Source organism: Pseudomonas sp. FG36 (genome assembly GCF_057809275.1).
The window spans coordinates 1-17,278 of record NZ_JBMDJQ010000014.1 but is presented as its reverse complement, the minus strand read 5'-3'; the positions used below and the strand labels follow the sequence as shown (position 1 = coordinate 17,278).

Genomic DNA, 17,278 nt, shown 5'->3' with positions numbered 1-17,278 from the left:
TTCGGTTCAATGGCAGCCCAGATGCCATTGAACTGACGATTGCCGAGCAGCGGGGATCGCCGTGAAAGCCAGACAGAAATGCGCGTCCCCTTGCACCTGGCAATACTGAATTTGCCCAGCACTGACGAGGGGCTCCACCATGACCGGTGCCCAACCGCTGGCACCCGCCTGCGGGATGACGCAAAAACTGCCAAGCGATTGGGTCAGCCCGGTACCTCGTGCCTTCAACCAAGCTTCCTTCATGCTCCAGAGTTGCGTGAAACGGGTAAGGTAGTTTGCTTCATCAAGCGCCAGCCAGCATTGTTCATCCGGGTGGAAAAAGCGTCGGGCAATGGCTTTTTTCACCGTGACTTTGCCGCTGACCATTTCCAGGTCAACCCCGACTTCATGGTCGCGACACAAGGCGATGGCAGCCGAATGACCGCTATGGGTCAGGTTGAAACGCAGCCAGGCGTGCTCAGGCAGCCAAGGTTTGCCGGTAGCGGTTCTGGCGATACGCACGTGCTCAACCGGTATCGCCAGGTAGCTGGCCAGCACCTGGTGCAGCCAACCTTGCGCACGTTGGCGAACCGTCATCTGCGCTCGCACATCGTCGAAGTGTCGCAGCAGGCAGACGCCTTGGCCGTGGATCAGTTCAGGCAGGGGATTGCATTGGCAAATTGATGGTGACCTTGCACCCGGTCTGTTCATGACGATTTTCCAGAGACAAGTAACCGCCGTGACTTTCGGCGATTTGCCGGCACAAGATCAGGCCGATGCCGGTGCCATTGGGTTTGGTGGTATAGAAGGGTACGAACAGATTGTTCGGATTGGTCAGCCCCACGCCCTGATCGAGGATCGTTATCAGAATCCGGCCCTTCTCCTCGACCCAGCCGATGTCGATACTGTCGGTACCGCTGCCCATCGACTCATCGGCATTCTTGATCAGGTTGATCAGCAATTGATGGACCTGCACCCGATCAAGACTGGCCATCAGTGGGCGCGGCCCGTTCAGGTTGATCACCCGATGGGGGAACAAGAGCGGCAACTCTGTCACCAGGGCTGCCAAATCCATCCGCGCCTTCTGCGCGGGTGCCAGTTTGCCTAATTGCCTGTAGCTGCTGATGAATGCGATCAGCTCATGGGCACGCCGGTTGATCAGATCGATACCTTCGGTAAAACCAGGGGGCAGCTGGTCGGAATGATGCCGGTAATGCTGTTGCAACATTTGGCTGATGGACGCGATTGGGCTGAGGGAGTTGTTGATCTCGTGACTGATCACACGCAGTAGATCCTGCCAGGCTTTCTGCTCTTCCTGACGCAGCATTTCGTCGACATCACTGACAAACAACAACACATGGCGGACACCATCCACCATGTAGGTATCACTGGTGACCTTGTAGCGCCCCCGTCGCCCCTCATGATCGGACACGACGGGGTGCCCGGTATTGGCATTGCGCAAAAGTTTGTCCAGCTGCCAGCGGCTGGCCGTACCGCCAATCAACGCTTCCAGCGAGGCACCCGACATGCACGAGGCCGCAGGGTTACACCAGATCAGACGATGGTTGCCGTCCAGCGCATAGATCGCGACCGAAATATTGGAAATCACTTTTTGCAGCAAGAAGTCCATCTCCTGCTGCTGCTGACGGTGGCGCGACAACTGGCTGGAAATGGCGTTGATTTGCCCAATGAGCCCCTCGAAAACCCCCACCCCAGTGGTCACGCCTCGCAGGCTGAAGTCTTGCTGCTCAACCGCTTCCAGCAAATTGGAAATGACATTGACCTTGTAAACCAGCTGCTGGAAAAAGTGATAACAGAAATAGACCAGCGTCACCCCCAGAACAAACAAGGTGAACAGCTTGAGATAAATGGATTGCTGCGGAAACAGCCAGAGCAGCAAGTAGGCGACAATAGCGCCTATCGGTGCCAGGCTGTACAACAACAGGTGACGGATCTCGAAGGCTTGGAAAAACTTACTCATGGCAAATTTTAAGTTTCTCAAGCCGGCGATAGAAAGCACTGCGGCTGACCCCCAGGGACTCTGCGGCCTTGACCGCATTACCCTCATACTGACGCAAGCGCTGCAGCAACAACGTTTCCTCGGCCTCGGCCAGGGTGCACCCGTCCGTGAACCCTGACGACAGGTCGGTGACCTGGCCCACCGCGCCCTGGATCGATACCGAGAACGGCAGGCAAAGGTCTTCCAGGTCGATCACATTGGCGCGACACAACAGTACGGCGCGCTCCAACAGATGGCTGAGCTCGCGAATATTGCCAGGCCACGAATACTCCAACAGCCCCTGACGAGCCTGCGGCAAGAGCACGGGCCGAGGCTTGTTGTACTTACGCGCAAATCGTTTGAGGAAGCGCTCGGTTAGCGGCTCGATATCTTCCAGCCGTTCCCGAAGCGGCGGAAGCTGGATCTGAATCAGGTTCATGCGGTACAGCAGATCCTGACGGAACCGCCCTTCCGCCACAGCCTTGTCCAGATCGGAATTGGTGGCGGCAATGATCCTGCATTGCGTGGTCTGGGTACGTGAGGACCCGACGCGCTCGAATTGCCGCTCCTCCAGCACGCGCAACAGTTTCACCTGCTGTGTCAGGGGCAGGTTGCCGATCTCATCGAGGAACAGGGTCCCTTTGTCGGCCAATTCGAAGCGACCGATCCGGCTCTCCCGGGCGTCGGTAAAGGCGCCTTTGACATGGCCAAACATCTCGCTCTCAAACAGCTGCTCGTTGATACAGCCCATGTTCACTTCGACGATACTGTGTTCGCTGCGCGAGGAAATTTGGTGGATATGCCGCGCCAGCAGGCTCTTGCCGGTGCCGTTCTCCCCCAGGATCAGCACGCTGGTATCGGTCACCGCGACCTTTTCCACCAGGCTCAGCAGACGCTTCATAGCGGGTGAACGAACCACCCACTCGCTGTCCATGTCCTCTTCGAGCGCCAGCTTGAGCAGCTTGTTTTCTTCGCGCAGGCAATCACCTGAACGGCGCGCCTGGCTCAGGTTCATCTGCTGCTGGACAATATTGAGTAATCGTTCGTTATCCCAGGGCTTCTGGATGAAATCAGCCGCGCCCGCACGCATGGCGTTGACGATAATGTCGACGCTTCCCCACCCGGTCATCGCGACGGCAGGCAAGCGATCATCATACTTCTTCAGCTCGGCCAGCAACTGAAGGCCCTCCATGCCTGACGTGGTGTCTTTCTGGAAGTTCATGTCCATCAGTACCAGGTCGACAGGCCTGCCGGCCAAATGCGCCAGCAGGCGGTCCGCCTGGGTTTCCAGGGTCACGTCATAGCCTTGCAGGCGCAACAGGATATCGAGGCTGGTCAGGATTCCCGTGTCATCGTCCAGGACAAGGATGTGTTTCTTATCGTTCATTTCAAGCATCCTGCTTGATGCGCAGTGCCCGTGAGCACAGCGCTCGTTTATTCATGACGAATTGCATCAGCGGGCGACATATTGGCTGCCCGTCGTGAAGGAAGCCAGACCGCCAGCGCCACGACCAGCGTGATCATCAGCGCAACCAGGCAGAACAGAAGCACGAAAGGCGTGTGCCCATTACCCAGGATGCGCGTCAACCTGGGCGCGGCCAGGAATGCCAGAGGCAGGCCGATGACAAGACCGATCAACAACTGCTTGCCCCCCTGGACCATCAGCATACGCAACAAAACATGCTCAGTGGCGCCCATGGCCATGCGCAAGCCAATTTCCTGGGTACGCTGGCTGATCAGGTTGCACATCACCGCATAAATGCCCGTTGCCGCCAGGATCATCGCCACCAGGCCGAACAACATGAAAAGATTGGCGATGAAATGCAACCCTGCGGTGTTGCGAGCCAAGCGCTCATCCAGCGTCTGGATCTGATTGACGGAAAGATTGCTGTCCACCTGACGAACCGCGTTGATCAGGGCGGGCCCGACCGTTTCCGGACGCGGAGCTCTCAGCACCAGCATCAATGAGGCTGCTGGCTGCTGCTGCAAAGAGCGATACACCGTGGCGCGGTGACGGAACGCGCTGAAAGGCCGGCCATGAATGACACTGGGCACCACGCCCACCACATTGTACCAACGTTGGTCGTCGCTATCGCGAAAACGCAGACGCTTGCCAATGACGTCACGCTCTCCCGGCCAGAACTGTTCGGCGAAAGACTGACTGACAACCACCACCGGCTGTGAGTCCTGAGTATCACTGTGGACGAACTCCCTGCCCGCCACAGGGGAAATACCCATCGCCGACAGGCTGCCCGGCATGACCTGCACATCATTAACCATCGGGTGAGACCAGCGCTCGTTCCTGTTGTTGGTCGAAGAGTCGGCATCTACCTGCCGCGGCACAGTGAATTGACCCACGGCACTGGTGGTCAGCGCGACACTCTCGACGCCTGGGATCGCGGCGGCGGCATCGCGCAGGCGCTGGTAGAACAGGATACGGCTTGCATCGTCAGGGTAACTGTTGACGTTGAGGTGGATTTGCCCGGTCAGGTAGTCAAGGGTTTTGACACCATAGTCAGCCCGGGTCGCCTGATACACCAACAACGCGAACAGCGCACTGATACACAGGATCGAACAGGAAAGCGCCACTTCGAAGATGACCAGGCTTCGTGAAACCCGACCGGCGCCACGGCTCTGCGCCCCCCGTGTGCCATCACGCAGGACATCATTGAAGTTGCCACGGACGATTTTCCAGGCCGGCAATGCACTGGTGAGCACCGCCGTGACAAGCACCAGGACAAGGGCATTGAAGATCAGCAGATTATCGAGCGACAACTGCCACCAGAATGGGATCTTGTTGGGCACGAAACCAGGCAGAATCGTGTTGGTTATCTCCAGCCCCCAGGCAGCCAGCAGGACCGCCACGATACCTGACAGCGAACAGATCAACAGGCTTTCCAGCATCATTTGCAGTACCAGGCGACCTGCAGGCGATCCCAGTGCGACCCGAATCGCAATCTCCTTGGCGCGCGCGGTCGTTCTTGCCAACAACAGATTGCCGACGTTGCAGCAGGCCAGTAGCAGCACAAAGCTGACGGCGACCAACATGACGATGAAGATCAGCGTGCTCTCCTCGCCCATGAAGTTTTCCTGGAACGTCAGCACCTGAGCGGAAAGTCCTTTGTTGCTCTCCGGATACGCCAGCGCCAATGACTGCATTACGCCATTGAGGTCGCGGTTGCCATCCTCGAGGGCCACACCAAGCTTCAAGCGCGCATACACCGACACTTCCGGAGCGCCCTTGCGCACCAGGTACTGCGAGGGTTGAAGCTGTGAAGGTAGCCACAGGTCGTGGAAAAAGGGGAAGGCAAAATTTTGCGGCATGATGCCGACGATACGGGTATGGACACCATTGATCCTGACATCGCGACCGATAAGTTGCGCATCAGAGGCAAAGTAGTTCTGCCACATGGCGTAGCTGATCACCGCCACAGGCTCGGCCCCGGCCTGAACATCTTCCTGATTCAGCACCCGCCCTCGGAAAGGCTGAACAGCTGCATAGGAGAAGAGTTGCTCAGTGCTTCTGATGGCCATGTAGGACACGGCCTTGTTTCCATCGCTGATATCTGCGCGTTCAGCATAGAAATAGCCGATGTCCTCCAACTGGGTAGCGCGCGCCTTGATTTCGCTGTAGTCCATGAAGTTCAGTCCGGAGTCGCTCAGGCTGACCCCATTCACTGTCGGGTTGACCAGCACCATGCTCTTGCCGTGCGGATAAGGAAGCGGCGAAAACATGATGGTGTTGATCACTGAAAACATGTACAGGGTCAGGGCCAGACCACAGGACATGATCAGCACCGTCACGAAGCTGAAGCCGGGGCTTTTCAGAAGCAGGCGCAGTGCATAACGAATGTCGAAAAGCATTTTATGCTTCCTTCACCAGGGTCAGTTGCGCCACCAGCTCTCCATCGCCGACCACCTTTCCATCGGACAGGACAATACGGCGCTGGGCACGCTCAGCCGAACGAGGGTCGTGGGTCACGATACAGATCGTGGCGCCTTCCCGATGCAAGGTATCGAGGATGCCCAGCACCGCTTCGGCGTTCTGCGAATCCAGGTTACCAGTGGGCTCGTCCGCCAGCAGGATCGATGGATTGCCGACTATGGCCCGAGCTACCGCGACGCGCTGCTGCTGTCCACCGGAGAGTTGTGAGGGATAGTGGCGGCTACGGTGAGACATGTTGACCTTGGTGAGAGCCTCGGCGACCCTCTGCTGCCGTTCAGACTTGGAAATGTCGCTGCGGTAGGTCAGTGGCAGTGCGACATTTTCTTCAATCGTCAAATCACTGATGAGGTTGAACGACTGGAAGATGAAGCCGATATCACGATTACGCACCTGCGCCCGCTGCTGCTTGGAGATGTTTTCAACATTGTGACCGGCCAGCCGATACATGCCGCTCGACGCTGTATCCAGCAACCCCAGAACTGACAGCAGAGTCGATTTGCCACAACCTGATGGCCCCGAAATGGCCACATACTCGCCTTTGCAAATGGTGAGCGTGATCTTGCTCAGCGCATGGGTTTCGATTTCATCAGTCAGGAAAATTTTGTTTACGTCAGTCAGTTCTACCAAAGGTTCCATCTTTACTGTCTCCAGGGCATTGTTCCGGTAGCCGGCGTGAGCTGCTTCAGTTGGCAATTTTGATCTGATCAGCACCCTGCCAGGCGGTGCTGTCGCTGAGAATGATTTTGTCGCCAGCCTGGAGCCCGCTGGTGATCTGGATGTAGTCAGCTGAACCTTGCCCGAAATCCACTTTGACTTTGGTCGCTGAACGATCCTTCTGGTCCAGCCGGTAGAGCATGGAAGACACATTATTCTGTGCGAAAGGCGGGCGCTCGACATACAACGAGTGATTGATTTTCGTCACCGAGATCAACCCGTCGACACTCAGATCAGGACGGGCCTCCTGTGGCAAAGGTTGATTGAACGTCACGTCCACCTTGACCGTACCGCTGGTCACCGCAGGGTCAACCCTCGATAACACACCGGTGAACCGGCTGCGACCAGTGTTGATCGTAACGGCCTGCCCGACAGCAAGATCGCGCGATTGTAATTCGGGCACTTTGAGTTCGGCATACAGTTCTGTCTCTTTGGCAAGACGGGCAATATCACTACCGACCGTTACCCGCTGCCCTACCTGAACGTTCACATCCTGTAGAACACCATCTATCGGAGATGTGACCTTGAGTGAGTCAACCTCTTGCTGCCTCAGCGCAACCAGTGATTGCATTTTATCAAGGCGCATGAAGTTGGCCTTTTTATCCGCTTCGACACTAAGCTTGAGCATCCCTAACCGTCGCTCTTCAAAGCTGACCTGCTGAGTATACTGTTCAGTGAGAAGACGCGTGGTTTCGTATTCCAGCCTGGGCACGGCTTCACTGTATTGTTTCTGCGCTGCAAGTCGTAGTGTCGATCCAAGCAATCGCGTCTTTGCCTCGAGTATGACCGATTCTTGAGTGAGCACCTTGTTTTGCAGCTCGGCATTCTTGGCGTCGGTTTCTGCCCTGAGCGCGTTGAGCTCCAGTTGATTCTCCTGAAGCCGCTGCTCGAGCGTCGGATTGCTCATGACAACCAGTACTTGCCCCTTGCTGACTTTCGTACCGGCCTTGTAGATGATCTCTTCGACCCGCGCCTCGATATTCGCCGCCACCCAATTGATGTCCCGCGGTAAAAGCACGCCATTACCGCGAACCTCAACGGAAAAATCCCCATACTTGACCTCGGCAACCGCGACGCTGCCGAGAGGCACTTGATAAGGCGAAAACCGATAGTTATAGATTATCAGCAGCAGTACCAGCGAGCAGACGCCAACGGCAACGGCTTTACTGTACTTCTTCAGTGCTCGTCTATTTCCCGACTGCGGGATCGAAATATCCATAATCACACCAATTTTGATATTACCGACAAGCACAGGCATATTCCATGCCAACAACCAACATTCCTCATAAATATATGATAATGAGAAGAAAACCAACCGTGAGCAGATACGGCTTGGTTTGCTTTTTCGAGCAGGTGTCTCGTTTTCGGCACGAAAGAAAATCTTGAATTTTCTAGCTAATCAGTCCTGGAGCCAAGGCCCAAGAAAATCAGAGGTCCCAAAAATGGGACGCCCTTCAGCGAGCCGCGAAAAAATCCTCCGAAAATGGGACTGAGCCGTCCTCGAATCGTAAGCAACATAAAAAATACTTAATAAACAATATGTTGCGACGCAAAAAAACGTGGCATAGCAATTGCTTACTCAGTCACGAGCCAAAAGCTTACATAAAAAATAAGAAATCTCGCCACTGAGCGCTGCAGAACGGAGTCTGTATGTGGGATCACAAAATCTCGAATGCTGAAAAGACCCTATTTACACAAAAAATAATGGATGACCTGTACAAACGTCATTTTGAGATCTATGGCAGGCACGCACATACAGAGAAAGCACTGTGCATTGTCACAGTGATAAATCACATCATCGATAACATTTCAGAGGAGATTACCCTGGAGGACCTTGAAAAAATCTGCGGCAAAAGCCGATTTGATATTTGCCGAATGTTCAACCTTTTTTACGGCGTCACGCCGATCAAGTGGATGTGGCGCGTACGACTGGCACTGGCCAAGGAGTTCATCCACCTCGCCCCGGACTGGTCACTGACCGATATCAGCTACGCTTGCGGATTTTCCTCTTTGCCTCACTTTTCCAGAAGTTTCAGCAGGGCCTACAACAAAACCCCGTTAAAATTTAAACAAAGCGTAACGAAGTCGATCAAGCAAATGGCAAAGAAAGAATCCTCCGAGTATGACTTTATCTTCGGCATGCAGAGGAACGATTTCTCGCGAAACATGCTACTCAACAACATCAGCTCATTATAAACCTGCCCACCTGCCGAGCTGGTACGGTCATCCGCTCGCGCAGGGAATGGATAAAACTAGAAAAACAGCATCACGGTAAAGCTGCCGCCCCACTATTGCCGAACAGCTGCAGGAATGACAGCTGAGAGATCGATAAGCACGATGGGAATAGAGCGGAAATGATTTGAGGGGGAGACACGAAGGTGCAGAGGCAACCCGGAGTCATCACGGTTACTCTCTGCGCACAAAAAACATGACGCTAGTGTGGTGTTTCACAAATAACGACCCTCGCTCGCGAGCATTTTATTGGTCGTATTTGCCAAATACCGCACTCGTGTCCCGGAGGTTTGACAGCGCTGCACGCAGGCGCAAGGCGGGAGCAATGAGAGCGGAATAATCTTCCTGCTCCACAGGCTCCAGAAAAGCAGCAATACGGCTGAACACAGTAGCATCACGCAGTGCGCCATTGTGCCCCTTGCCTTCAGTTACAATCAGTTCACTGTTGTCAAGGACATGGTTAAGCACCATGGCCTCCTCCATATCAATACTCACGTCGCCCTTGTCATGCAGGATCAGGACAGGCTGTTTGATTTTCGCAATCAACTCGGGGCCAATCTTGTCAGGGTGCACGCCGTAACGTAGGCGGTAGAGATTTTTCATGGGTGTTGCAATATGCCTGGGCAGTTTGTGACTCAGCACATAGTTGTCCAACACTTCCCCGAAGCTGCAAGGGCTGCTGATCAGGATCATTCGCTTGAAACATAGCCCTTGCAAAGCGGCCATACAGCTTATCAACCCGCCGGACGAGTGTCCGATCACGACCGAAAAAGGGCCATATTGTCGTTCGATATCAATGACGGACTTGGAGAGATCGTAGAAAGAGACACCCTTGCCGGGAGACACCCCGTGTGCCGGCAGGTCAGGTGCGAAGACCGTGTATCCCTTCGCCTGCAAGCGCTGCGCAAGGTGTCTGAGCATGATGCTCCGCCCGTCCCAGCCATGAAGCAGCAAGACTTTCTCGGCGGCCTGCTGGGATTGCGGGTAAATGAACATTTTCAAGAATGTGTGGCGCCAGGCGAAGTTTTCCTGCTGGCATTGATCGAGTAGTTTCAGCTCTGCCGGCTTATAGGGCAAGGGCCTGGTTTTCTCGAAAAGGCGCAATGCATACAGCGCTGAGAGGTAGGAAGACATAAAATCAAGCGCATACAGGTCAAACAATCTTATCAAGCGGCACGTGCGGACATAGTGTGTCGTCGGCCTGACCTTGGCCTTCATCAGCAATGTCGGCCTGAGCTGCATGATCACCAGGACACGGAGATAGTTCTGGTGAATCAGGGCCACCATCAGCAACAGGGGATAGACAACACTAAAGAACATGCTCACTGCCTATCTTGTTCGCCAGCCGCCAGTACTCGTTGGCGAAGGCCAGGAAGTTAATCGCACTGAACAGCATGATGACGCTCATCATTGAGTTCAAATTGGAGAAATGCTCCCAGCCCGCCAGCAAGACAATCACCATGAGCAGCTCTATGATTAACGTCAACACCAGCACACGACGCGCCTGATCGAGCTGTTCCAGCAACGCCTGCAGAGATGCCACACACGCCGTGAGGAAAAACGTCGGCAGTAATATCACCATCATCTGGCGACTGGCCTCCCTGATCGCTCCATCACTTGAAAGGATACCGATCAATATGGCCTCGCCGCAGTAGACCCCTAGCGTCAGCAGCAAGTAGAGCCCACCAATGAACATCAGCCCGCGGTGTAGGAGGCGTTTTAGCTGCTCACCGCTACAGATCGCCAAGCGCTGGTTGATCAGGATCGCCAAGGCAGAGCCACAGGCCACGGCAGGAATGACAATGAACATTCTGATCTTGGTAATGATCAGGAACGCGGCGACATAGTGTTCACCCAACGTGCCAATCAACGGGAATACCAACAGCGAACTGATGAACACCACGATGAAAGACGCGAAGATCGGCAAGCCAACCTGCTGGATCAGGCCTTTCAATCGCGCAGAAAAGGCCTGCGGGCGGTCATCCTGCTGCTGGTGACCGACCCGCCAAACCAGCCATGTCGCAATCGGGATCAGCAGACTGGAGGCCAGGGCATTGGCGACGATGATGGAATAGAAGCCCAAACCGTAGACGTGGTAACTGGTGTAACAAATGCTGGCGTTCAGGAGGATGTAGGCAATGACCAGTAACATGCTCACTGCACTCTTGCCCTGCCCGCGCAAGGCGCTGTTGCACATCTCCAGCTGAATGAACGGCAACGTCGACAAAAAGTAGAGCGGCAGCGCCTCTTGATAGAAGCCCCCTCCAGAGACAGGCAGCAGCTTCTCCAGCCAGGTGGCGGTCAGCGCAATCGTCCCGCTCAGCAAGGCGACCAGCAGTATCCCCAGGACAGACAAGATCAGGGTCGCCCTCAAGATCTTCTGCCTTGACCACAGGTTTACAGACCTGGCACTGAATACCTGATTGCTGATCGCCAGGCACTCGAGAATCGCCAGAAACAAAAAGCTGAACGGCTGCAGCATCGACAGCCAGTAAATCGATGTCGTCTCAGCGCCATGTCCCAGGATCGCGGTCTGGATGTTTTGTGAAAATGACACCGCGACGGCAACAACAATCATCGGCCAGGCAAGCTTCAACAGGTCCGCGATATCCCGGCCTGCCCCCTGACGTTGCGACAGAACCACGCCCGATGATGTGTTCACGCAAGCACTCCCTCGACGTCACACCGAGCAGGGGGGTATTGCCCTGCCGCTTTGCCATGAAGGCTGTAGAACATCATCGAGAGGTAGGCCAGCGTGTGTGCCGCACCAAGCAGATAGCCATGGCCTCCCATCAACTTCTCTGCCCTGTTGCTCAACAGAGTGATCTGCCAGTGGTCTTCTTCGACGTCCTGGAAGTCCTGCTCAGCGCTACGTATTTCCCATTGCGACACCAGCAGGCTGCACTGGCTGCTCAGATCCGCAAACTCGGCTTTGATCAGCTGATGCCGGGTGGTTTTAACGCCGAAACTCCTACGCGAAGACAAATGCGCCCAACTCATGTCCAGCATGCGCATCAATAGCCCCAGGCGGGCAGCGACTGAGACAACCAGCTGGGTATCATCGACGGCGATCACCTGCTCCCCACCCTGGAATTGCAGATCAAGACCGAGGGAAGCAAGCACCCTGTCTGCCTGGAGCGATTGGACAGTTGCCTTCTGCTCGTGCGGCACGAGTTGATAGCCCTGGCAGAATGCGTCCCCGGCCTGATGAGGCAACTCAAGACGCAATTGTCGCACGGCGTCTACGGGCTCATTGCCTGCAAATAGCTGATAAACCCTGTTGAACAGACCTTCAGGCATGGGAGCCCTCCAACTGCAGGTGCAGCTCAATCCAATGGGTCAATTTACCGACTGTGGTGAAGGCGTCCTGATTGATCTGATCGGGCTCAAACATCAAGCCCGGGATTTTTTCTTCGAGTGTCAGTAAAAACTGTACAAACAACACCGAATCCAGATCCAGATCCTCATTGAAGTCCGTTTCTGGTCCAACCAATACAGGTGAGGACATAACATCATTGAGTGCTTCATTAACGGCCAAAAGAAGATGTGACATGTACAACCTCGCTGCGCTGGTTTCTTTCAATTAAAATACATGAGAGCGTAACGCCCATACCCATGGTGAGACAGACAATCCTTTCCCCTGCAAACACCTTTAACAGCGCGGACAGATTGAACAACGCATCCGAGCAGTAAGCATGCCCATAGTTGGAAAAATGTTCGGTAAACAGAGTGCCTTTGAAATTCAGCTTGGCGGCCACTTTCTTCAGCATCGGCAAATCCAGGTTGCCGGGAACAATTGCATCAACACTGTCAGGCGAGACGTTGAATTTATCCAGCGCCTGGAGATAAAAGTCATGATACTCCTGCTCCAGCGATGCATAGCGCTCACGCCGAAGCACGGCAGGCGCATTCCGGTGATTATCATAAAAGGACGGCAGGTGCCTCACCGCCGTATGCCTCACGTCCCACTGGGCAGCCCCCGCGTTGAGCAGCATCGCCGCCGGTACTTCAGCCAGCACGGCATTATCCAGTCGATTGATTGCGCTGTGGAACGCCTTCTCCCCTGTGAGCAGCAGCAGTGGCTCACCGCTTTTACTCAATCTATTCTTGAACAAATGGATGGCCGACAAGGCAGATGCGCAATGGTTCATGCTGACGCTCAGCACTTCCCAATGACCAATGCCACAGGTTTCGGCAAGGTTCTTCAACCAATGATTATCAAAGAATGTGTTATGCGTCTGCGTTTTGGCATACACCAGACACCCTTTGACTTTTTTGACCTGAGGATGTGCAACAATCAGCGCGCCCAGCGTCTCCATCAACATGTTTCCATGTGTTTGCGAAGACAGCCCGATTGACTGCAGCGCATAGTAGCGCTGCAGCACCTTGCAAGTACCTGGCTTTAAATCATGCGAGTGCTCAAGCGCAGTCAACGGTGCCAATGAAATACGATCCGGCAACCAACATATATCATTAAGTGGCAGCATAACGCTCCCGCACGGAGTAAGTAATTAGGTACCTGCTACATTACCCACATGGTCCCAGAAACAGATCACGCTTTTTGCCTACGATTGCTTGAACGGCATGATTTTCCCATTTGCAGGTCCCACAAATGGAATTTCGACGGTCTTAGGTTGAGCCCGTGGCTGCTCAAGTGAGTGCCTCGGGAACACCATGGCCGCCAGCGTGCCGACATTTGAATGTCGGTCAGGCGAACGGCTATTTCGAAGCAAAAAAACCCGACAGACGACGGTCTGACAGGGCTTTGCATTGCCGAAGGCGCTCAGTTGACCGTCCTGCGCCCATGGAGGCTCGGAGAGGGGTCATGCGTTGCTGAAAAATGCCTTGAAAGAATGGCGTCCCAGGGCAGGTTCGAACTGCCAACCTTCCCCTTAGGAGGGGGATGCTCTATCCAATTGAGCTACTGAGACACTGGAGCCAACAGCGGACGCTGTACGGCGGGGACGGCGAGCATGTTAACCAGCATGTGCGCATTTGTCATGTATCAATCGGGCATTATGCACGTCGGTCTTTTTCCCTGCGTGTCAGCGATAACGCCTTCGGCGCGCAACAGCGCGATCAAGGCCTCGACCGCACCGGCCAACGGCCCGGAGTTGTCCACGACATGCACGCCGGGATCATAGGCCTGCAGCCTGAAGTTGCGGGCCAGGCGTTGCTCTATCTGCTCGATACTCTCCCGCCCCCGGGCCAGCAAGCGCTGGCGCAGCACCTGCGGCGAAACGACCAGCCCCACGGCCACGAGGTCGGGGTAGCGCTGCCGGGCGATCGGCAGGTACGCCCGCGAACCGTTGACCAGTACCGAGCGCCCCGCAGCGAGCCACGCATCCAGCTGCACAGGGATGCCGTAGCGCAGGCCATTGGCCTGCCAGTCCAACGCAAAGGCCCCCGCTTCGCGCATCACCTCGAAACGTTCGGCGCTCACGCCATGCGCGGCTTCTCCCTTGGCTTCGGCAGAGCGCGTTATGACCCGCCGGGCGACTTCGCCCCCCTGGGCGAACAATCGCTCACGAGCCGCCTCGAGCAGGGAATCTTTTCCTGAACCAGACGGTCCCATGAGGAATATCAGGCGCCCCCTTGAGGCCGCCCCACCGCTTGCGTCATATTGCATAGCCACTATGCTCAATGTATGGGAAACCAGCGCATTTGATGATTTTCCCTCACCCTTTGCTGTCTTTTACCAGATTTTGACGGCATTTCTCTGACACCTGTGCAATTCGATGAATGTGAAACTTTTCAAACCAGTGCTCATTTCTGATAATTGGTACTGGCAAAAAGCCTTTATCGAGATCACTATTTGTCACAGAATTGACGCCAAGGAAACGGCGACCATGAGGCAAGATGAAGAACCAAAATCACATCACGGTTGAACATTTTGTCGTCGCCGCGGTCGTACTTCCACCGTGCGGCCAATTTGAGAACCGCTCCCCTGAACCAGAACAACCGGTCAATTTATATGCGCCCAATGAAACAGGCTATCTACTCCAGCCGCACCGCTGACAAGTTTGTCGTCCGCCTGCCAGACGGGATGCGTGAGCGCATTGCCGAGGTAGCGCGCAACCATCACCGCAGCATGAACTCCGAGATCATCGCCCGCCTGGAGCAGAGCCTTATCCAGGAAGGTGCTCTCGGTGACGAGCTGAGCATGCGCCTGGACAGCCCAGAGCTCAGCCTTCACGAACGCGAACTGCTGCAACGCTTCCGCCAGCTGTCCCACCGCCAGCAGAATGCGCTGGTCGCCCTCATCGCTCACGATGTGGAAATGGCCGCCGACGCGTCCTGATCCTGCCAAGCGCACACAAAAAAGCCAGCGTAAGCTGGCTTTCTTGTTTCTGGCGTTCCGTCGACCTACATCAGGAACAGCGTTGCCAGGCCGAGGAAGATGAAGAATCCACCACTGTCGGTCACGGCAGTGATCATCACGCTCGACCCCATTGCCGGATCTCGGCCCAGGCGCGTCAGCGTCATCGGGATCAGTACACCCATCAGCGCTGCCAGCAGCAGGTTCAAGGTCATCGCGGCGGTCATGACCAGCCCCAGTGACCAGCTACCGTACAGCCAGAACGCCACCACCCCGATCACACCGCCCCAGACCAGGCCATTGATCAACGATACCGCCAGCTCCTTGCGCATCAGGCGGCTGGTGTTGCCTGGAGACACCTGGTCCAGCGCCATGGCGCGAACGATCATGGTAATGGTCTGGTTGCCGGAGTTACCGCCGATGCCGGCAACGATCGGCATCAATGCCGCCAGGGCCACCAGCTTCTCGATGGAGCCTTCGAACAGGCCGATCACCCGCGACGCGACAAACGCGGTGATCAGGTTGATGGCAAGCCACGCCCAACGGTTGCGCAGCGAGCGCCAGACCGAGGCGAAGATGTCTTCCTCTTCGCGCAGACCGGCCATGTTGAGCACTTCGCTCTCACTTTCCTCACGGATCAGATCGACCATTTCATCGATGGTCAGGCGGCCGATCAAGCGCTCTTTCTTGTCCACCACCGGAGCGGATACCAGGTCGTATCGCTCGAAGGCCTGAGCCGCGTCGTAGGCATCTTCCTCGGGGTGGAAGGTCACCGGGTCATTGGCCATGACCTCCGCAACCTTCTTGTCCGGGTCGTTGACCAACAACCGCTTGATGGGCAGCACGCCCTTGAGAATACCGTCGTAATCGACCACGAACAGCTTGTCGGTGTGCCCTGGCAGCTCCTTGAGCCGGCGCAGGTAGCGCAGTACCACTTCGAGGCTGACATCTTCGCGGATGGTGACCATCTCGAAGTCCATCAATGCACCGACCTGCTCCTCGTCGTAGCTCAGGGCCGAGCGCACACGCTCGCGCTGCTGGGCATCGAGGCTCTCCATGAGCTCATGAACGACGTCGCGGGGCAATTCTGGAGCCAGGTCGGCGAGTTCGTCGGCGTCCATCTCCTTGGCGGCCGCCAGCAACTCGTGATCGTCCATGTCGGCGATCAGGGTCTGGCGCACCGCATCGGAGACTTCAAGCAGGATGTCGCCGTCACGGTCGGAGCGCACCAGCTGCCAGACCGTCAGGCGATCGTCCAGCGGCAGGGCTTCGAGGATGTGGGCGATGTCTGCGGGGTGCAGGTCGTCGAGCTTGCGCTGCAGCTCGACCAGGTTCTGGCGGTGGACCAGGTTTTCCACCAGGTCATGGTGATGACCTTCCTGACGGTGTGTCAGGTCCTCGACCACCCGCTGGCGCTGCAACAGCTCGATCACCTGGGCCAGGCGATCCTGCAGGCTGTCTTGGGTTTTCTTTACTTCGATTTCGGTCATAGGCGAACTCCACTCCCAGCAGCGGAGCACGCCGGGAGAATCAATCGGTCAGATCTGTCTGTATGAAGCGTGTTAGCGAGTAACTACTGGGTAAGTCCATGGTGGTATTCCACAAGCCCCGGCGGGGCTGACGGGCGCAATCATACACTGTGCAAGCTGTCGGATCGCTTAAATTTTTGGCTAGAACAATCGTTTGCGCGCTAAAGCTGTGACAACGCTCGAAGCCATCAGTGCGACGGTTGCTCTGGCGTTAAAAGCACATTCGTTTTGTGACGACTCGATCTAGAACTGCAGATCCTTGCAAGGATCACCTACAGCAGTAGCTTAGATGGACATCTGCGACAATTCAGCGCATTCGGAAAACAAAAAGCCCGCTCAAATGAGCGGGCTTCTTGATGTATGGCGGACTCAGCAGGATTCGAACCTGCGACCGCTCGGTTCGTAGCCGAGTACTCTATCCAGCTGAGCTATGAGTCCGTGGTGGTAGTTTTAGGCCAGATTACCACTGGCTTGTTGAAGCGTCTTTGCAAGCAGAGCCACTTCAAAAAGTGGCGGACTCAGCAGGATTCGAACCTGCGACCGCTCGGTTCGTAGCCGAG

General features: G+C 55.6%; 15 protein-coding genes and 2 tRNA genes. 2 read left to right on the top strand and 15 right to left on the bottom strand.

The annotated features are described in order from the left end of the window. Positions 1-6: 6 nt before the first annotated feature. The 6 genes from ACODS9_RS13000 to ACODS9_RS12975 are packed head-to-tail and all read right to left on the bottom strand — an operon-like array spanning position 7 to position 7,911. Entirely contained in the window at positions 7-690 is a 684-nt protein-coding gene (locus tag ACODS9_RS13000) for a 4'-phosphopantetheinyl transferase family protein (RefSeq protein ID WP_489094009.1), read from the bottom strand. After that, positions 635-1,960, bottom strand: a complete 1,326-nt coding sequence (locus tag ACODS9_RS12995) for a sensor histidine kinase (protein WP_401106175.1) — start codon at positions 1,958-1,960, stop codon at positions 635-637. The genes ACODS9_RS13000 and ACODS9_RS12995 overlap by 56 nt, the downstream gene beginning before the upstream one ends. Next, positions 1,953-3,365, bottom strand: a complete 1,413-nt coding sequence (locus ACODS9_RS12990) for a sigma-54-dependent transcriptional regulator (RefSeq protein WP_401106177.1) — start codon at positions 3,363-3,365, stop codon at positions 1,953-1,955. The genes ACODS9_RS12995 and ACODS9_RS12990 overlap by 8 nt, the downstream gene beginning before the upstream one ends. 47 nt (positions 3,366-3,412) lie before the next feature. Continuing rightward, complete coding sequence (locus ACODS9_RS12985) at positions 3,413-5,842, bottom strand: ADOP family duplicated permease (protein WP_401106179.1); 2,430 nt, start codon at positions 5,840-5,842, stop codon at positions 3,413-3,415. A 1-nt stretch (position 5,843) separates the two neighbouring features. Next, the gene (locus ACODS9_RS12980) at positions 5,844-6,560 is read right to left on the bottom strand and encodes an ABC transporter ATP-binding protein (protein WP_401106181.1); all 717 of its coding nucleotides are present in this window, start codon (positions 6,558-6,560) and stop codon (positions 5,844-5,846) included. Between the two features lie 46 nt (positions 6,561-6,606). Continuing rightward, the gene (locus ACODS9_RS12975; protein ID WP_489094008.1) at positions 6,607-7,911 is read right to left on the bottom strand and encodes an efflux RND transporter periplasmic adaptor subunit; all 1,305 of its coding nucleotides are present in this window, start codon (positions 7,909-7,911) and stop codon (positions 6,607-6,609) included. A 377-nt stretch (positions 7,912-8,288) separates the two neighbouring features. On the opposite strand from ACODS9_RS12975, the gene ACODS9_RS12970 reads away from it, so the two are divergent. Continuing rightward, entirely contained in the window at positions 8,289-8,834 is a 546-nt protein-coding gene (locus tag ACODS9_RS12970; RefSeq protein WP_401106185.1) for a helix-turn-helix transcriptional regulator, read from the top strand. A gap of 282 nt (positions 8,835-9,116) precedes the next feature. Here the strand turns inward: ACODS9_RS12970 and ACODS9_RS12965 are convergent, their stop codons facing one another. The 7 genes from ACODS9_RS12965 to phnN form a co-directional block, all read right to left on the bottom strand. Then, positions 9,117-10,190, bottom strand: coding sequence for an alpha/beta hydrolase (locus ACODS9_RS12965; protein ID WP_489094042.1), 1,074 nt, complete (start codon positions 10,188-10,190; stop codon positions 9,117-9,119). Continuing rightward, positions 10,180-11,532, bottom strand: coding sequence for an MATE family efflux transporter (locus tag ACODS9_RS12960; RefSeq protein ID WP_401106186.1), 1,353 nt, complete (start codon positions 11,530-11,532; stop codon positions 10,180-10,182). The genes ACODS9_RS12965 and ACODS9_RS12960 overlap by 11 nt, the downstream gene beginning before the upstream one ends. Continuing rightward, the gene (locus ACODS9_RS12955; RefSeq protein WP_401106188.1) at positions 11,529-12,170 is read right to left on the bottom strand and encodes a hypothetical protein; all 642 of its coding nucleotides are present in this window, start codon (positions 12,168-12,170) and stop codon (positions 11,529-11,531) included. Before ACODS9_RS12955 ends, ACODS9_RS12960 begins: the two co-directional genes overlap by 4 nt. Beyond that, complete coding sequence (locus ACODS9_RS12950) at positions 12,163-12,423, bottom strand: acyl carrier protein (protein ID WP_489094007.1); 261 nt, start codon at positions 12,421-12,423, stop codon at positions 12,163-12,165. The genes ACODS9_RS12955 and ACODS9_RS12950 overlap by 8 nt, the downstream gene beginning before the upstream one ends. After that, positions 12,398-13,357, bottom strand: a complete 960-nt coding sequence (locus tag ACODS9_RS12945; RefSeq protein WP_489094006.1) for a 3-oxoacyl-[acyl-carrier-protein] synthase III C-terminal domain-containing protein — start codon at positions 13,355-13,357, stop codon at positions 12,398-12,400. The genes ACODS9_RS12950 and ACODS9_RS12945 overlap by 26 nt, the downstream gene beginning before the upstream one ends. A gap of 367 nt (positions 13,358-13,724) precedes the next feature. Continuing rightward, positions 13,725-13,801 (bottom strand) — tRNA-Arg (locus tag ACODS9_RS12940). A 74-nt stretch (positions 13,802-13,875) separates the two neighbouring features. After that, positions 13,876-14,499 (bottom strand): phosphonate metabolism protein/1,5-bisphosphokinase (PRPP-forming) PhnN, encoded by a 624-nt coding sequence (gene phnN / locus ACODS9_RS12935; protein ID WP_489094005.1) that lies wholly within the window; start codon positions 14,497-14,499, stop codon positions 13,876-13,878. 345 nt (positions 14,500-14,844) lie between these two features. Here phnN and ACODS9_RS12930 point away from each other — a divergent pair, with 345 nt between their 5' ends. Further along, positions 14,845-15,171, top strand: coding sequence for an Arc family DNA-binding protein (locus tag ACODS9_RS12930; protein WP_003254499.1), 327 nt, complete (start codon positions 14,845-14,847; stop codon positions 15,169-15,171). A 65-nt stretch (positions 15,172-15,236) separates the two neighbouring features. Here the strand turns inward: ACODS9_RS12930 and mgtE are convergent, their stop codons facing one another. Further along, positions 15,237-16,679: a magnesium transporter gene (gene mgtE, locus ACODS9_RS12925; RefSeq protein WP_263160367.1), complete on the bottom strand. Its 1,443-nt coding sequence runs from the start codon at positions 16,677-16,679 to the stop codon at positions 15,237-15,239. A 400-nt stretch (positions 16,680-17,079) separates the two neighbouring features. Next, positions 17,080-17,156, bottom strand: a tRNA-Arg gene (locus tag ACODS9_RS12920). Positions 17,157-17,278: the final 122 nt, after the last annotated feature.

Excerpts from the sequence above, each read along its gene's own strand:
- ACODS9_RS13000 (WP_489094009.1), bottom strand. The coding sequence starts at position 690 with ATGAACAGACCGGGTGCAAGGTCACCATCAATTTGCCAATGCAATCCC.
- ACODS9_RS12995 (WP_401106175.1), bottom strand. The coding sequence starts at position 1,960 with ATGAGTAAGTTTTTCCAAGCCTTCGAGATCCGTCACCTGTTGTTGTAC.
- ACODS9_RS12990 (WP_401106177.1), bottom strand. The coding sequence starts at position 3,365 with ATGAACGATAAGAAACACATCCTTGTCCTGGACGATGACACGGGAATC.
- ACODS9_RS12985 (WP_401106179.1), bottom strand. The coding sequence starts at position 5,842 with ATGCTTTTCGACATTCGTTATGCACTGCGCCTGCTTCTGAAAAGCCCC.
- ACODS9_RS12980 (WP_401106181.1), bottom strand. The coding sequence starts at position 6,560 with ATGGAACCTTTGGTAGAACTGACTGACGTAAACAAAATTTTCCTGACT.
- ACODS9_RS12970 (WP_401106185.1), top strand. The coding sequence starts at position 8,289 with ATGTGGGATCACAAAATCTCGAATGCTGAAAAGACCCTATTTACACAA.
- ACODS9_RS12965 (WP_489094042.1), bottom strand. The coding sequence starts at position 10,190 with ATGTTCTTTAGTGTTGTCTATCCCCTGTTGCTGATGGTGGCCCTGATT.
- ACODS9_RS12955 (WP_401106188.1), bottom strand. The coding sequence starts at position 12,170 with ATGCCTGAAGGTCTGTTCAACAGGGTTTATCAGCTATTTGCAGGCAAT.
- ACODS9_RS12950 (WP_489094007.1), bottom strand. The coding sequence starts at position 12,423 with ATGTCACATCTTCTTTTGGCCGTTAATGAAGCACTCAATGATGTTATG.
- ACODS9_RS12945 (WP_489094006.1), bottom strand. The coding sequence starts at position 13,357 with ATGCTGCCACTTAATGATATATGTTGGTTGCCGGATCGTATTTCATTG.
- phnN (WP_489094005.1), bottom strand. The coding sequence starts at position 14,499 with ATGCAATATGACGCAAGCGGTGGGGCGGCCTCAAGGGGGCGCCTGATA.
- ACODS9_RS12930 (WP_003254499.1), top strand. The coding sequence starts at position 14,845 with ATGCGCCCAATGAAACAGGCTATCTACTCCAGCCGCACCGCTGACAAG.
- mgtE (WP_263160367.1), bottom strand. The coding sequence starts at position 16,679 with ATGACCGAAATCGAAGTAAAGAAAACCCAAGACAGCCTGCAGGATCGC.